This is a genomic window from Microcoleus sp. BR0-C5, assembly GCF_036705045.1.
Taxonomy (GTDB): Bacteria; Cyanobacteriota; Cyanobacteriia; order Cyanobacteriales; family Microcoleaceae; genus Microcoleus.
In genome coordinates this window covers 63,288-78,325 of the sequence record NZ_JAUBTR010000028.1, presented here as the reverse complement: position 1 = coordinate 78,325, position 15,038 = coordinate 63,288, and the positions used below count along the sequence as shown (strand labels likewise).

Here is a 15,038-nt window from a genome sequence, read left to right as displayed (position 1 = left end):
TAGTTATTGTTGGAGCGGGGAACTTCGGGTTGTGCTATTGATAGTTAAGGCTGTTTTTGGCTGGGGTCGATCGCACACAATTATTTTACATAAATCTTAACAAAAATTTCCTTTTTTTTTCAGGAGTGGCGTTTGATTTTTCTGTTTTTTCATGGTATATTTTAATAATGGAAATCTGTCCGTCAATATATTACAAGTCACACTTCGATTATTAAAATATACCGCAACAGCTAGAAAAAATCAAGCAAATTTCACTCTTTTTTTGGTCGCGGCCCGAAAGTCTGAAAATTTCACTCTCTTGTTTCTAGTTTACAGTATATTCCATTGAGAGAATTGACGATGACGAAAAACCCTTTAGCATCGGTGGGCAAGCAAATGTTAAGTTCTAAACAGACAGTGCGGGCGATCGCCAGTGCAGGAGCGATCGCCCTCAGCATCTGCATTAACTCAGCAGTAGCGGGCGATCCCTTTCGCAGCAGCAACCCGCAGGCGATCGGGCCCAACACCGAAACCGCTTTCAAAACAATGTTTCAGCAAGGAAACTACAAACAAGCAAAAGCTCAAATTGAACAAGCACTATCAGCCGAACCAAACGAGCCGCTAGCCTATGCGATGGCAGCCTCCCTATCCTACATCGAAAAAGACTTCAACTCGATGAATTCCTACGCGCAAAAAACCCGCGAAGTCGGCGAAAAATTGGCGAAAACTAATCCATTGCGCGGCAATATTTACACAGCAGCCGGCCACTTTCTAGAAGGGGCGAACATTATAGCCAAAGAAGGAACAGCCAAAGGCGCGCCCCAAGCTTTGAGTAAATTGCGAGTAGTATTTCAATACCTAGAGGCCGCCGACAAAATAGCGCCCAACGACCCCGAACTCAACCTGATCAAAGGCTACATGGACTTAATGCTAGCCACAAACCTGCCCTTTTCCAACCCCAACGAAGCAATTCAAAGACTCGAACAAAAAGCCTCTCCCCGCTACTTAGCTTATCGCGGCATGGCAGTAGGCTATCGAGACTTAAAAAAGTACGATCGCGCTTTAGAGTTTGCCAACAAATCCCTAGCAGAAACGCCCAATAATCCAGAAGTTCTCTATCTAAAAGGACAAATCTTGTTTTCCCAATCCCAGGGAAAAGACAGCAACAAAACCTTACTTGAGGAAGCCCGAAAAAACTTGGACGCAGCCTTAGCAAAACCTGACCAACTGCCGCGTAGTTTAGTAGCCGAAATCTTCTTTCAGCAGTGCAGAACCCGTAACCGTCTCGACAGCAAATCTCGCGCCTGCGACCCCATGCGCGATAAAATTAGAGATGCAGATGGAGTCTGGGGGCCGGCGGCCTTACCACCACTATAAAAACACCAAAAAACTATGCAAGTAGAGTTTCGCGAGTTTAACCCCTTTGACCTCTGGATTTGGCTGAAGTTCAGCAACGTGCCTTCAAACGGTGAAAAACAGTATGTTGAAGAAGTGTTTGACTCTTGGTTTTTCTTGGGAAAACTTGGAGGATTTAATGCGGAAAATTTGCAAGTTCAAGATGAAGGCTTAGACATCAGTGATATGAATTACGATGTTAATCTAGCCGACCAAAGCATGATGGCTTTGATGCACAATATGGGAGAAATGGAGTATCAAGGTTCTTGGGCTCGTTGCTGGTTTGATTTGGGTACTAGCGATGCAATTGGACTCGATGTTTTGATTAATGTTTTCCAGCAACTCAGCAAAGAATTCGTAACGATTGAAAAACTAATTATCGGCGGTGAAAATATAGACTGGCCAATTGAAAATAGGAGGAGCAGAGAGGGTTTTGCCGCCGAGAATTAGTCATTAGTGATTACTCATTAGGGGCGGCTTCTACTCGTTACTAGGAAGAGCCTGGTAACACATATCCAGAGGATCTGCCTCCTATTTTGCTGCTCCGAAAGCGAGGCAGAGCATCTGGACATTGATTCCTAGGCTCTGCCTAGGAACCAGTTAATGATTGATTACTAATGACTGATGACTAATTATGCAAAAAGGTAAAATTCGCGTAATTGTTTTAGGATTAATTCGATCGGGCGATCGCATCTTCGTTTCCGAATGCTGCGATCCGGTAAAACAAGAAACATTCTACCGCGCTTTGGGCGGCGGCGTAGAATTTGGAGAGCACAGCATCGACGCTTTGCAAAGAGAGTTTCAAGAAGAAATTCAAGCCGAGTTAACAAATATCAAATATTTGGCTTGTTTGGAAAACTTCTTTGTTTATAATGGCAAAGCCGGACACGAATTAATACAACTATACCAGTGCGATTTTGTAGATTCCAAATTTTATGAATTGGAGAGTCTGGATTTTGCAGACGGAGATGGGGAACATACTGCATTTTGGATACCGGTCGAGCGCTTTCGATCGGGCGAATTGCGCCTAGTTCCCGACAAATTTATCGACTACTGTGAAGGCTAATAACTCAACCCATACCAAAAAATAAATACCTGATATGGGAGAATTAAACCTAAAATATTTGCCGTTGGGGCGGGTTTCACCTGAAATATTGGCGATAACTAACAGGATGAATAAACCCGCCCCTTCCTTCCGCCCCGCGCGTTACCTTGATCTACCGTACATTTGGCAGCTTATCCAACACGTCATAGAGAAGAGAGTTAATAAAACCGAGGGCGATCGCCCCAAGCATTGCACTCCAAATTCCCCAGCGCAACCGAAATCCTTCGACTAGCCAAGCCGCAAATCCAAACATAGCAGCGTTGATAACCATCGCAAACAAGCTATAAGTGGGCAACGCAAATGGTTCAACATTTCCCACAAAAACCGGCCGCACCAAAGCATTCAGCAATCCAAAAACGGCAGCCGAAATCATCGCTTTTCCAAAACTGTCAATATCTACCCCGATGGGCAACTTGGAAAGAATAAAAAAGCTCACAGAATTAACCAGCCAAGCAATTGCCACCGAAAAGATGTCGAGCTTCATTTGGCAATCTCCTCGAAAAAAAGCTAAACATTAAATCGGAACAACAGCACATCCCCCTCTTGTACAACATACTCTTTTCCTTCACTGCGAACTAAGCCTTTTTCCTTAGCCGCATTCATCGCGCCCGTAGCAACCAAATCTTCATATGCTACAGTTTCGGCCCGGATGAAACCCCGTTCAAAATCAGAGTGAATAACCCCCGCAGCTTGCGGTGCTAACATTCCCGCGATAATCGTCCAAGCGCGAGTTTCCTTTGGCCCGCTAGTAAAATAAGTCCGCAAACCCAATAATTCGTAAGTAGCTCGAATCAGAGATTTCAAGCCACCTTCTTTTACCCCCAGAGATTCTAGGAAATCCGTTCGTTCTTCCTCGGATAACTCCACCAATTCTGACTCAACTTGCGCCGAAACTATGACAACCTTAGCATTTTCTGCTTCTGCTACTTCCCGCACTTGTTCGACAAAGCTATTTCCTGTTGCTAAATCGTCATCAGACACGTTAGCAGCATAGATAATTGGTTTGTTGGTCAGTAATTCCAACCCTTTAACTAATTCAGCTTCTTCATCTGTGAAATTGTACTGCCGCGCCGGTTTCCCCGCATTCAAAACAGCGACTAATTTTTCGAGTACATCCACTTCGGCCTGAGCTTCCTTGTTGTTGCGGGCCAGCTTGCGAGTGCGATCGAGCCTGCGTTCAATTTGAGCTAAATCTGCTAGAATTAATTCGAGATTGATAATGTCAATATCTCGGATCGGATCGACAGAACCCGCAACGTGAATGATATCGTCATTCTCAAAACAGCGGACAACGTGGACGATCGCATCTACAGCCCGAATGTGAGACAAAAACTGATTTCCCAGTCCTTCTCCCTGACTCGCCCCCTTCACCAAACCCGCAATATCCACAAACTCAATCCGCGTCGGCACAGTTTGCGCGGAATTGCAAATATTGCTCAGCACCTTCAACCGTTCGTCTGGCACTGCCACGATACCCGTATTTGGCTCGATCGTACAGAAAGGAAAATTAGCAGCAGTCGCCTTGGCATTAGCAACCAGAGCATTAAACAAAGTTGATTTGCCCACATTAGGCAGTCCGACAATTCCGGCAGTAAGCATAGCTATTTAGAAACATATCACTGTTTCAAAATATCATAAGCAATAGCAATATATCTGACTTGTCCCTTCTAACTTCTAAAGCTAAGCTTGAATAAATATCTAACTTGAGGTAGATGGCTCAAGGGTTAACAAGTGGTTAAGGAAAGTAACGATAGCTGCGGGGCTGTCGCTGCCCCTGTTAGCGCTGACAGCAGCTAGCGTTTTCGCTGAGGTGGTCAAAATTTCGGTGATTAACAACAGTGGCAAGACGATGACAGCCGTCTATATGTCTCCTCCCGATAAGGATACTTGGGGAGAAAACGAGCTAGAGGCCCCGATTGCCGATCGGGAAAAGGCAGATTTTGAGTGGGATCGAGCTGACTACGAGGGTTCGGATGCGGGCTGTGTTTTTGATGTCATGGCCGAATACGAGGACGGCAAATGGACTGCTTTGGGTGCTGTTGACCTTTGTAAAGAGACTGCGCTCAACTTCAAGTAATCGATAATCTACGCAAAAACCGAGTTTTTTCAAGTCTGATATTCATCCAAAAGATTGGGGACTTTGGAGAAAGCCGGTTTTTGCGATCGACCTGACAAACAATCTTAAATTTGGCGATCGACTAAAACATAATTTACACAGGTTCAGGGATTGTCTGAGGAATAGGCTCCGGCACTGTTTGAGGAATCGGAGAGGGTACAGTTTCCGGCACCGGTTCGGGAATTGGCTGCGGAATTGGCGCAGGTACCGGTTCCGGTACTATCCCGGGAATCGGTTCGGGAACGGGGCCCGGCACTGGTGGCGATGCGGGTATAGTCGGGAGCCCCGGTTCGGTACTGGGAATCTGCGGGCCTGGAAATGGACTAGGGTTGGGAAAAATCACGGCAATTCTATTAATAACTCGATACAATCAGCGTAGATAAAAAACTAAAAATACGACATCTATCTAAATAGTGAAAATTTATTAAAATTGATATTTTGTACCATTTTAAATCAGCTTTTTGGAGTAGATGAAAACAACCGGGTTTATCTGTATTTGATTTTTTATGCTGACGGAAAGCAATTTGGTCACAGCCCCCCGGTACAAGCCGTGAACCATTGAAAAAAGCGTAGCGTACTCATCACGTGCGATCGCTACAGCCCGTGGGAGCCAATCTAAAATCTCAAATCTAAAATCTAAAATCGCGCAATCGATCGCCCTCCGAAAAGCCTTGCCAGCCCGTGGTTTTGCACCACACCTAGCCAAAAATACAGGTTATTCCCTCAATTAAGAGTCAGCTTCATGGGAGGTCTTTTGTATGGGCTGAAAACTCAACTACAGGCTAGCACCTTCCTTGGGTGTATCACCTTACAGTGGGTTTACAGAGGGAATCGCAAGCAGAAATAGTCTACAAGCTTGTTGGTTACTTTCAAATTTGAACAACCTACTCAGTTTCAGTTGAGGCAATTTATGTCTTGTACAGTTGGCAGATCGTACATAGTAAAGCCTGGAAATACGCCTTCTAACATCGCTCAAGAACAATTAGGTGATGGTAATCGTTGGCGTGAAATTAAAAAACCAGATGGCAGCTTATTGACAGACAATGATGCTAGCAATTTGCAAGAAGGTCAGGAACTCTGCATTCCTAACGGCTCTATCACTTTACCAGGAGGTAATGGTTTCGCAAGTATTATATCTTCTGAAACTTATGAAGCCATGTTTCCCAACCGTAACGCTTTGTACGCTTACGACAGTCTGGTGACGGCAACTCAGAAGTACCCGCAGTTTTGCAATGAGGGTTCAGATGAGCAACGCAAACAGGAGGCAGCCGCGTTCCTAGCAAATATTGCCCATGAGACGACGGGAGGTTGGGACGCTGCTCCTGGTGGACGTTTTGCTTGGGGTCTGCACTTTATCGAAGAGCAAAATCCCACAAGTCAATACTGTGACGCATCGAATACCACCTATCCTTGTGCGTCTGGTCGCTCCTATCACGGTCGTGGGCCCATACAACTGTCGTGGAACTACAACTACGGTCAGATGGGCGAAGTCTTGGGCGCGGATTTGCTTAATAACCCTGACCTGGTTAAGTCAGATGGCGTCATCGCCTTCCAAACTGCTCTGTGGTTCTGGATGACCTCACAGCCACCCAAGCCTTCTTGTCACGCAGTAATGACTGGTGGTTGGACACCTTCTCCTGACGATGCCAGCAAGGGACGTGCACCTGGATTTGGCATGACTATCAACATCATCAATGGCGGTCTTGAATGTAGCATCCCTACTAATGACAAGGTTCGCGACAGGGTGGGTTTCTACGAGCGTTTTACCCAGATGTTGGGTGTAAACATGGGTGAGATCATCTTTTGCGAAAACATGGCGCACTACTAAAGATTCTGTTTCAAAAAGTTTTTGGCAAGTGTTCTAGATGCGTCGCACAACTTATCTGGAACCCTTGCACAAAATACATCTCATTGCAAGATGGAAGTATCACTATGTCTGAATTTCTTGGTGTAGCTTTTAGTCCGTATGTTGGCCCCGCGAATCAATTGTGGAACTCATACAGCCAGCAGGATATTGTTCGGATGCTGGAAATCATCGAACCGTATTTCAACAAGATAAGTACCTACAGTATGGGCTATGACGGATACCCGCCCACAACACCCTGGAATCAGGTCAATTCTAACTGTCATATTGTTGGTGCCGCTGCCCAGTTGAATCAACTTCGGGGTAAAATCGCCTTTGAAGTTAGTCAGGGAATTTATCAAAAGACTAACCAGCAACAGCAGATTGACATGGCGCTACAGCAGGCAGAAATCGATGCTGCTTTTGCTGCGGCATCCTTAGCGAACACTTCTTACCCAAACACGGTGACTTCTTTCGTTTTCACCAATGAATACGTCAGCGATGCTGACAAAGTAAATGCAGTCACTCAGATGATTGTGGCCAACAAGGAAAAAGCCCACAATTTCGGTATAAAAGTAGGTGTTCGATCGAATACCTTTGGTGAAATTGCCAATCCTAACAGCACCTATTACAACGAGCTAAAAGGACTTATTCAGAATTGCGATTTTATCCAATGCAATCTTTATTCACCTTCGCACTCTGTCACACCTCAAGATGGTGTGAATGCAGTAGGTCAGGCTTTTTATCAAATCAAAACAGCCGTTTCAGACGTTAATCCCCAATGCGAGATGATGATTGGCGAAACAGGGTGGCCATCAGAGGGGGTTAGCTTTAACAACATAGATAATAATGTGGTAAATCTCCTTGCTTATTATGAAGCAATTGACAAGTGGGCTTTTGAAAATCGGGTGATCACTTACTTTTTTGAGGCATTTGACGAACCTTGGAAAAGCCATCATAACTCACAATATTCTGCCGAAGGACACTACGGAATCTGGTATCTCAACGACCAAGGGGAATACAAGCAAAAGAAAGTTTAACTGCACAAAACAAAGGAGAAAATGATGTCTAATGCTAATCTCTCTGTGACAGCAGAGCAAAACTCAATAGCTCAAGAAATTCTCAATGCTCATAACCAATATCGGGCAGAAGTGGCTGTTCCGCCACTCACTTGGTCTGATACTTTAGCCAATCATGCTCAGGAGTGGGCAGACTACCTTGCTTCCTTGGGAGGAACCTTGCAACATAGCCAGAACACGGGTGAAGGCGAAAACCTTTGGATGGGAGCATCTGGCTACTTTAGTTATACCCAAATGATTGAGAGTTTTGGAAACGAAAAGCAGTATTTTATCGGTGGGACATTCCCCAATGTTAGCTCTACTGGAAAGTGGCAAGATGTTGGTCACTATACCCAAGTTGTCTGGAGAAACACAACAGAAGTTGGTTGTGCGATCGCTAGCGCCAATGGCAATGATATCTTAGTTTGCCGTTACAGCCCTCCAGGGAACTTTCTAGGAAAACCTGCTTTCTAACGACAATTACATATAGAGTTGAGTGTAGCTCTTGAATGAGAAAAGCTTTTCGATAGGAATGTTTAGCTTTTCCCCATAATTACCAACTCGCTTCTTGATTAGGAAAACATTATGAAATTTTCATTCACCAATAACACTGGAGGAAAATATTCCTCTGAGCAGATTTACTTTGTTATCATAGGCAAAAATTCCACAGGTCAATTTTGTCATGTAGACAAAGATGGTAATTTAGTCCCCTGCAATGATAGTGATAACGATGCGCCCGGTCATCTGACCAAAAATGAACAAAACTGGTGCAATTATTTGCATACAGTCAGTGAAGTTACCGAAATACAAGTTCCTAAAATCGATTCTGGTAGAGCATATATTAGTCTCGGCTCGCCAACGTATCTGAAAATTGTCAACAATGGATATGGTTTTGTTGGCCCAAATCCAGCTAATCCATCTGACGCCAATGCAGACGTTTATTTTGATTGGTTAGAATTTACTATTGATGATGCTGGTTTTCACGGTAATACCACTCAAGTAGATCAGTTTGGTTTCCCAATGACAGTTGAGTTGACTGCATCAGATGGATTTTCCAAAAAACTGGGAATAACTGAATCTAGAACTGCTTTGTTCAGTGAATACATGGCAAGTGTACCAACCGAATTTCAATCTATGGTTCAGGCACCCTACAGAATCGTAGCGCCTTTTAAAGGTAATTTTTCTCGTGGTCAAAATTACGAAACATACTTCGATAGCTACATTGCTGAAATGTGGCAATATTATGTGTCAAACGAACTGGTTTTTACTACAAATGAGGGAACTTTTGCAGGAAAGGTAGAAAACAAGGTTTTTGCCTTTACAAAGGATGGTGATGTGGATAGGAAATATATAATCGACTATCCCACTTCTGCCGAAGTTTTTGAGTGTGCGGGAGTATTTGCTAAAGGTGATGCCACTGAAAAGGTAATTCAATCTCAAGTAAGCGCCATGCTCAACAGGCACATATTGGGCAGTCCAGAGAATCGGTATACTCCAGAGGAGTATTATAAAAATTCCCCGGCTAATTACTATGCACAATTCTGGCACCTTCACAGCATAGATAACAAAGCTTATGGATTTCCCTTTGATGATGTCTGCGAGCAAAGTACCTTGCTTGAACATCATAATCCTGAAGAATTGAAGGTAACTATAAGCTGGAATTGAGTGAAGAAATTGGGGCGGTTATGAACAAAGATACACCAAATATTGAGGAATTGCGAGAAAGTTTTGCGAGAGTCTACGATGGGCCAGACCGATTGCAGCGCGAGTATGACTTAGTGTGTGAAGCAAAGCGGTTGAATATGGAGATAGACATTTATCGCCGTTTATACGATCTCAGGTCAGAAGAACCTATCGATCCGTACCCTAAGACTAAGAATTGGTGGAACATACATACTACTTGGGCTAAGTGGGCACTGCACTTACCTACCAAGAAAAAATGGGCTTTGCTCCGCAAAGGCTCTGTGAAATTATTACAAAGTGGGATAGTAATAACTGTTGTCATTGGGTTGGGTCGCTATGTTTGGGAAGCACCAAAACGACAGAAGCAAGCACACTATCAAGCATGGACGGTTATTAATTCAGCGTTGAGTCAAAACGGTAGTGGAGGAAGAATTCAGGCTTTGCAAGACCTGAATAAAGATGGGGTTAGTTTACAAGGATTGAAAGCTCCAGGAGCAAATTTAGAGGGGATCGAACTGGAAAAAGCTCAACTCGGTGGAGCGATCCTCCAAGGTGCTTGGATAAACAAAGCCAACCTCAAAGGTTCTAACCTAAATGGGGCACGCTTCCAGGATGCCAATCTTAGTGAAACCGACCTTAGTGGAGCTTCATTAATTGGAGCCAAACTCATTGGAGCTAACCTCAATCGAGCCAACCTCAAGAGTACCGACCTTAATTATGCCGATCTCAAAGGAGCTAAAAATTTAACCCCAGAGCAAGTCAAAACTGCTAAAAACTGGGAAACAGCCCACTATGACCAAGAGTTACGAGATCGACTCTAATTACCTTGAAAGCAGTTAGTTGAGCAGCCATAGGAAGCGATCGCCGCCGCTTACTCTCAATAAATTCTGAAATTGCGGATCAGTAATTCCTTTCATCCGTCCTTCAGCGAAGCGTTTGCCACCTTGTAGTTTAGGGCGACACCTAACCAAAAGTTTAGGTTGTTTCCCCCCTTTACGGTCAGTTTATGCCCGATCTTTTTTATAGGCGGAAAACTCAACTATGAGTTAGACCCTTTTTTAGATTTATCACCGTACATTAGAATTAGGTTGCATTTCAGGAATAAACAATGCTAGAGAATCAATTCCCACTAAATCAAGAAGCTCTTGCTCAAAAAGTTGATAACCTCTTTTCAGAATATGATGCTAAAACTCATGGCTATTTACAAATAGCTGTTATAGGTGGAGTTTCTAGTGGTAAAAGCTCTTTTTTAAATGCTTTCTTTGACTGTTCTAGAAAGGAGAGTAAGTTTGCGGTAAGTGTTCTTGCAGGAGCAACCAAAGAAGTAAGTTTTCAACCAGTAGGTTCTCATATTCGTATTTTAGATACACCGGGACTTCAAGATGTTAATAGCGCTCATATAGAAAAAACAAAAAAAATTCTTAATGACGGGGTTGATATTGGCATTTTAATTATTGCAGATGTGGCTAACGAGCAACAGACGGAGAACTATAAAATTCTTAAAAAAGCAGCAAAAAAAGTTTTTGTTGTTTTGAATAAAATAGATCGTGAAACCAAGGCAAACCTGCAAAAAATCCAGGTTCAATGGAGAGAAGTTTTAAATTTAGACTTGAATACAGAAATTTATGAGGTGAGCAGTCGGGGGTATGACTCTGAAGATAGGTTTATCGATCCAATAACTGGTGATGAAAAAGAGATACCTGTTGATGAATATGGTGTTCCTACGACTATTAGAGGTATATCAATTCTGAAGGATGCAATTTTTGAGAGTTGTTTCAAAATCGGAAAAGTTGCTTTTATTGCGAAAGAGCTAAAACGAAAGCAGCCCGCGGCAATTGGCATAGTTGCTGCTGCCTGTGCTGCATCAGTAGGATCGAGTCTTGTGCCTGGTAGTATTGGGTTTATTATGGTTTCTCAGGCTACTGCAATCTCATCTTTAGGATATCTGTACAGAGGTGAGTTTCCATCTAAGACTGAGGTCGCTAAGATTATGAAAGTTTTTACTACTACTAGCGCCCAATCAATAGGATCGGTAGCTTATGGGATTGTTGTTTCTTTTCTACCTCCCACAGGTATTTTGGATATACCTGGCCTAATTCTGATAGTTTCCTACATGGCTGCTACACTTTTAATGGTAAACTTTTTCTTCAGCAAGGGCTTGGAAATTCAAAAAAGCGCTAGCTTAGAGCAGGAGTTTAAGCGGATTAATAAATCAATTCAGTCATCAATAACAAAAATTGATTTCAGAGATGTAGCTAAAGTAAATTTTTGGAAACAGCTTTTATCTTCAATTGAGGTGAACGTTGAATATTAAAGTATGTGTTAAACTTGGGAAAAAGCTTGAATCCTGACGATACAAATGTGTTTAGCAGACTCAACGCAGATGAACAGGCAATTAAGACCGCTCATCGAGCTTTTAGTATAAAAAAACATCTGATTTATGCCTCAATGGGAACGATTTAAAATTGATTACTAGAAAAATTTCAAATCCTCGCCTCCGCTTGTGCAGGATTAGACGCCCAATTCGTAATTTCTCTCGGTGGCGGTGCGACTCCCGAATCCTTCCTACAATTGCCTGGAAATCAGATATTTGTTGGCTATGAACCGCAATTAGAATTGCTACAAAAAACAACTCTCACGATTACTCACGCCGGGATGAATATGACTTTGGAATCATTGATTAATGGAGTACCGATGGTGGCAATTCCTGTGGCAAATGACCAGCCGGGAGTGGCTGCGCGGATTGCTTATACGGGTGTGGGTGAAGCGGCTTATTTGAAGGAATTGAGCGTGCCTAAACTCCGATAGACCATTGGGAAAGTCCTAACCCAAGAGTGGTATCAAAAAAGGCAGATCGCCCTCCAAGACACGATCGCGCGATCGGGCGGAGTCAAGAAAGCGGCCGATATTATCGAACAGGTTGTATTGACTCGAAAGCCGGTCTTGGCTGAAAAATAGCTGCAGACTGTGGTATAATTTTGTGCTGTAACTGAAACCACAGCCCCTATAGCAATCCTAAGTGATTTTCTAGATCTGTAAAATCTGAAAGTCTTGCTATACAAGAAGTCTAGGAAGACAAGAGGGCGTTATGTTGTGATACTCAGATCGGATTGCTATAGACAAACCATAAGTACAGCAGTAGCCAGAATTTTCAACTGTTTGAGTATCATACTTAAGCAGTCCATATTCAGTCATTTTAGAGAAGTTTGAAATTGAGACAGTGTTGCTTGTGGGCGATTGCAAGGAAACAAGAAGCGGTCGATGCGATCGCGGAATTTCCAGCAATGGTTTCAGCAATTAATAACGTCGAGTGAAACCTCGGCGGTTGCTATAATTCCCAATAATCAAATCAGGATTAAGCGTGTCACCAGCAAACTCTCAACAACAAACGCCTCTATTAGATGCCTTGCGCGATCGCACAAATCACCCGCACGCCCCATTCTACGCCCCCGGACATAAACGCGGACAAGGAATCTCAGGGCCCCTAATTGACTTATTCGGTGCAGCAGTATTTCGTTCGGACTTGCCGGAATTGCCGGAGTTAGACAATCTCTTTAACCCAGAAAGTGCAATTGCCGAAGCTCAAGACTTAGCCGCCGCAGCTTTTGGAGCCCAATCAACTCGGTTTTTGGCTAACGGTTCGACTTGCGGAATTATCGCCGCCATCTTAGCAACTTGCGGCCCTGGCGATAAAATTATCTTGCCTCGAAATATCCACACCTCGGCGATTTCAGGTTTAATTTTATCCGGTGCAATTCCAATTTTTGTCAATCCAGAGTACAACCCGGATTGGGATATTGCCAACAGCATCACCCCAGAAGCCACAGCCGCAGCACTAGAACAACATCCCGACGCTAAAGCAGTAATGATAGTTTACCCAACCTATCACGGCGTCTGCGGGGATTTGCGGGCGATCGCCCAAATTACCCATCAATACAACATACCGTTATTAGTAGACGAAGCCCACGGCGCGCACTTTAACTTTCATCCAAACTTGCCAGAACCAGCACTATCAGCCGGCGCCGATTTAACAGTACAATCAATCCACAAAACCCTCGGTGCAATGACACAAGCATCGATGCTGCACGTCAAGGGCGATCGCATAGATATCCAAAAATTAAATAGAGCATTGCAGCTAGTACAATCTACCAGTCCCAGCTACTTATTATTAGCATCCCTAGACGCAGCCCGCCAACAAATCGCACTCCACGGCGAACAGTTAATGACCAAAACTTTACAGCTAGCCGAAAAAGCGCGATCGCGCATTAGTCAAATTCCCGGCTTATCAGTTTTAGAACCATTAAATACTCCGGGTTTTGCAGCATTAGACCGTACCAGGCTAACAGTAAAAGTATCAGATTTAGGAATCACAGGATTTGCCGCCGATGAAATTCTGCACTCTCAACTCGGAGTCACCGCAGAATTACCAATGCCGCAACATTTAACATTTATTATCAGCTTGGGAAATACAGAATCAGATATTGACAATTTAGTTAAAGCTTGTACTCTTTTAGAAGGAAGAACGAAGAACGAAGAAGGAAGTTCGGCAACGGATTCTGTAACGGATGTAACGGATGTCAGGAAGAAGGAAGAAGTCCGAAAGAAGAAGTCCGAGAGAAGAAGTCCGATGTCCGATGGAAGATTTGCCCAATCTCCCACTCTCCCAATCTCCCCCTCTCCCCCTCTCCTCTCCCCCCGTGAGGCCTTCTTTTTACCAGCGGAAACAGTACCCGCAGACAAAGCAGTCGATCGCCTGTGCGCCGAACTCATCTGTCCCTATCCCCCAGGAATACCAGTTTTGATGCCCGGTGAAATCATTACCCCAGCAGCCGTTGACTACCTGCAACAAATTCTGGCCGCCGGCGGAAAAATCACAGGTTGCAGCGATCCCGGCCTCCAAACTCTCAAGGTTGTGCGACAGTAAATATTAAGGCTTGGGGGAAATTGGGAGAATTTCTACTTCTTCCGCGAGTTCCAACTTCGGTCTTGCTTCAATCAAAAATCAAAAATCAAAAATATAACTATGCTTTGGCCCTACGTCACTCCAGGCATCCCGGATGACTTATTTGAACGTTTACCGGGAATTCCCATGAGTAAGCGAGAAGTCCGACTGCTGTTAATCTCCCACCTGCGGCTGCAAGCAGATTCAGTCGTGTGGGACATCGGTGCAGGTACTGGTACGATCGCCGTAGAAACAGGTTTGCTGTGTCCCAAAGGTCGGATTATCGCCGTCGAAAGGGACGAAGAAGTAGCAAGCTTGATTCGCAGAAATTGCGATCGATTCGATCTCGACAACGTAGAAGTCATAGAAGGCAGTGCCCCGGAATGCCTGGAAAACCTGCCCCAACCCCCCCACCGAGTCTGCATCGAAGGAGGTCGCCCCATTAAAGCCATTCTCCAAGAAGTCTGGCGGTACTTGCAACCCCACGGTAGAGTTGTCGCCACAGCATCGAATTTAGAGAATCTTTACGCCCTTTCCGAAGGGTTCGCCGAGTTGCAAGTCCGCAACATTGAGGTAGTCCAGTCCGCCGTCAACCGCTTGGAGACTCGCGGCCTCAGTCAAACCTTTGCCGCCGTCAATCCCATATTTATTCTCAGCGGCGAAAAGCTGGATTAGAAGTTAGTTGACAGTTGACAGTTGACAGTTGACAGTTGACAGTTGACAGTTGACAGTTAACTTTAACCTGGTTCCTCGGCACAGCCTGGGAATACATACCCCATGCCCCATGCCCTATGCCCTATGCCAATTCCTAAATGTAATTCTTAACCTTTTTTACGTTCAATTAACCTTCATACTTAGAATAAGGGCGACCATAGCTGGATTGACCCCCTGAGTTGAGATTTTGGATCATCGCCAGT

16 protein-coding genes are annotated in these 15,038 nt (G+C 44.2%); 13 read left to right on the top strand and 3 right to left on the bottom strand.

The genetic code is table 11. The features are described 5' to 3' along the window. Window positions 1-339: 339 nt before the first annotated feature. The 3 genes from QUB08_RS15620 (at window position 340) to QUB08_RS15610 (ending at window position 2,440) form a co-directional block, all read left to right on the top strand. Window positions 340-1,356: a Sll0314/Alr1548 family TPR repeat-containing protein gene (locus tag QUB08_RS15620; RefSeq protein WP_333225577.1), complete on the top strand. Its 1,017-nt coding sequence runs from the start codon at window positions 340-342 to the stop codon at window positions 1,354-1,356. Between the two features lie 15 nt (window positions 1,357-1,371). Next, on the top strand, window positions 1,372-1,824 hold the full coding sequence (locus QUB08_RS15615; protein ID WP_333225576.1) for a DUF3531 family protein: 453 nt from the start codon (window positions 1,372-1,374) through the stop codon (window positions 1,822-1,824). Between the two features lie 184 nt (window positions 1,825-2,008). Then, complete coding sequence (locus QUB08_RS15610) at window positions 2,009-2,440, top strand: NUDIX hydrolase (RefSeq protein WP_333225575.1); 432 nt, start codon at window positions 2,009-2,011, stop codon at window positions 2,438-2,440. Window positions 2,441-2,591: 151 nt separating this feature from the next. Here the strand turns inward: QUB08_RS15610 and QUB08_RS15605 are convergent, their stop codons facing one another. Continuing rightward, entirely contained in the window at window positions 2,592-2,963 is a 372-nt protein-coding gene (locus tag QUB08_RS15605) for a phage holin family protein (RefSeq protein ID WP_333225574.1), read from the bottom strand. Window positions 2,964-2,986: 23 nt separating this feature from the next. Beyond that, window positions 2,987-4,078, bottom strand: a complete 1,092-nt coding sequence (gene ychF / locus QUB08_RS15600; RefSeq protein WP_333225573.1) for a redox-regulated ATPase YchF — start codon at window positions 4,076-4,078, stop codon at window positions 2,987-2,989. Window positions 4,079-4,304: 226 nt separating this feature from the next. Here ychF and QUB08_RS15595 point away from each other — a divergent pair, with 226 nt between their 5' ends. Next, window positions 4,305-4,556, top strand: a complete 252-nt coding sequence (locus QUB08_RS15595) for a hypothetical protein (protein ID WP_333225572.1) — start codon at window positions 4,305-4,307, stop codon at window positions 4,554-4,556. 133 nt (window positions 4,557-4,689) lie between these two features. On the opposite strand, the gene QUB08_RS15590 is transcribed toward QUB08_RS15595, so the two are convergent. Then, complete coding sequence (locus QUB08_RS15590) at window positions 4,690-4,938, bottom strand: hypothetical protein (RefSeq protein ID WP_006633102.1); 249 nt, start codon at window positions 4,936-4,938, stop codon at window positions 4,690-4,692. Between the two features lie 567 nt (window positions 4,939-5,505). Between QUB08_RS15590 and QUB08_RS15585 the strand changes: the two genes are divergently transcribed. The 9 genes from QUB08_RS15585 (at window position 5,506) to cbiT (ending at window position 14,796) form a co-directional block, all read left to right on the top strand. Then, entirely contained in the window at window positions 5,506-6,423 is a 918-nt protein-coding gene (locus QUB08_RS15585; protein WP_333225571.1) for a glycoside hydrolase family 19 protein, read from the top strand. 104 nt (window positions 6,424-6,527) lie between these two features. Beyond that, a complete protein-coding gene (locus QUB08_RS15580) occupies window positions 6,528-7,478 on the top strand; it encodes a glycosyl hydrolase family 17 protein (protein WP_333225570.1) in 951 nt (316 codons plus the stop codon). Between the two features lie 21 nt (window positions 7,479-7,499). After that, a complete protein-coding gene (locus QUB08_RS15575) occupies window positions 7,500-7,970 on the top strand; it encodes a CAP family protein (RefSeq protein WP_333225569.1) in 471 nt (156 codons plus the stop codon). Window positions 7,971-8,081: 111 nt separating this feature from the next. Then, on the top strand, window positions 8,082-9,161 hold the full coding sequence (locus QUB08_RS15570; protein WP_333225568.1) for a glycoside hydrolase family 64 protein: 1,080 nt from the start codon (window positions 8,082-8,084) through the stop codon (window positions 9,159-9,161). 20 nt (window positions 9,162-9,181) lie between these two features. Continuing rightward, window positions 9,182-10,000: a pentapeptide repeat-containing protein gene (locus QUB08_RS15565; protein ID WP_333225567.1), complete on the top strand. Its 819-nt coding sequence runs from the start codon at window positions 9,182-9,184 to the stop codon at window positions 9,998-10,000. 287 nt (window positions 10,001-10,287) lie between these two features. After that, window positions 10,288-11,493 carry a GTPase gene (locus tag QUB08_RS15560; protein ID WP_333225566.1) on the top strand — a complete coding sequence of 402 codons (1,206 nt, stop codon included), beginning with the start codon at window positions 10,288-10,290 and terminating at the stop codon, window positions 11,491-11,493. 173 nt (window positions 11,494-11,666) lie between these two features. Continuing rightward, on the top strand, window positions 11,667-11,987 hold the full coding sequence (locus QUB08_RS15555) for a nucleotide disphospho-sugar-binding domain-containing protein (protein ID WP_333225584.1): 321 nt from the start codon (window positions 11,667-11,669) through the stop codon (window positions 11,985-11,987). A gap of 553 nt (window positions 11,988-12,540) precedes the next feature. Further along, the gene (locus QUB08_RS15550; protein ID WP_333225565.1) at window positions 12,541-14,103 is read left to right on the top strand and encodes an aminotransferase class I/II-fold pyridoxal phosphate-dependent enzyme; all 1,563 of its coding nucleotides are present in this window, start codon (window positions 12,541-12,543) and stop codon (window positions 14,101-14,103) included. A 99-nt stretch (window positions 14,104-14,202) separates the two neighbouring features. Then, window positions 14,203-14,796 carry a precorrin-6Y C5,15-methyltransferase subunit CbiT gene (gene cbiT / locus QUB08_RS15545; RefSeq protein WP_333105613.1) on the top strand — a complete coding sequence of 198 codons (594 nt, stop codon included), beginning with the start codon at window positions 14,203-14,205 and terminating at the stop codon, window positions 14,794-14,796. The last annotated feature ends 242 nt before the right edge of the window (window positions 14,797-15,038 follow it).

Excerpts from the sequence above, each read along its gene's own strand:
- QUB08_RS15620 (WP_333225577.1), top strand. The coding sequence starts at position 340 with ATGACGAAAAACCCTTTAGCATCGGTGGGCAAGCAAATGTTAAGTTCT.
- QUB08_RS15615 (WP_333225576.1), top strand. The coding sequence starts at position 1,372 with ATGCAAGTAGAGTTTCGCGAGTTTAACCCCTTTGACCTCTGGATTTGG.
- QUB08_RS15610 (WP_333225575.1), top strand. The coding sequence starts at position 2,009 with ATGCAAAAAGGTAAAATTCGCGTAATTGTTTTAGGATTAATTCGATCG.
- QUB08_RS15605 (WP_333225574.1), bottom strand. The coding sequence starts at position 2,963 with ATGAAGCTCGACATCTTTTCGGTGGCAATTGCTTGGCTGGTTAATTCT.
- ychF (WP_333225573.1), bottom strand. The coding sequence starts at position 4,078 with ATGCTTACTGCCGGAATTGTCGGACTGCCTAATGTGGGCAAATCAACT.
- QUB08_RS15585 (WP_333225571.1), top strand. The coding sequence starts at position 5,506 with ATGTCTTGTACAGTTGGCAGATCGTACATAGTAAAGCCTGGAAATACG.
- QUB08_RS15580 (WP_333225570.1), top strand. The coding sequence starts at position 6,528 with ATGTCTGAATTTCTTGGTGTAGCTTTTAGTCCGTATGTTGGCCCCGCG.
- QUB08_RS15575 (WP_333225569.1), top strand. The coding sequence starts at position 7,500 with ATGATGTCTAATGCTAATCTCTCTGTGACAGCAGAGCAAAACTCAATA.
- QUB08_RS15570 (WP_333225568.1), top strand. The coding sequence starts at position 8,082 with ATGAAATTTTCATTCACCAATAACACTGGAGGAAAATATTCCTCTGAG.
- QUB08_RS15565 (WP_333225567.1), top strand. The coding sequence starts at position 9,182 with ATGAACAAAGATACACCAAATATTGAGGAATTGCGAGAAAGTTTTGCG.
- QUB08_RS15560 (WP_333225566.1), top strand. The coding sequence starts at position 10,288 with ATGCTAGAGAATCAATTCCCACTAAATCAAGAAGCTCTTGCTCAAAAA.
- cbiT (WP_333105613.1), top strand. The coding sequence starts at position 14,203 with ATGCTTTGGCCCTACGTCACTCCAGGCATCCCGGATGACTTATTTGAA.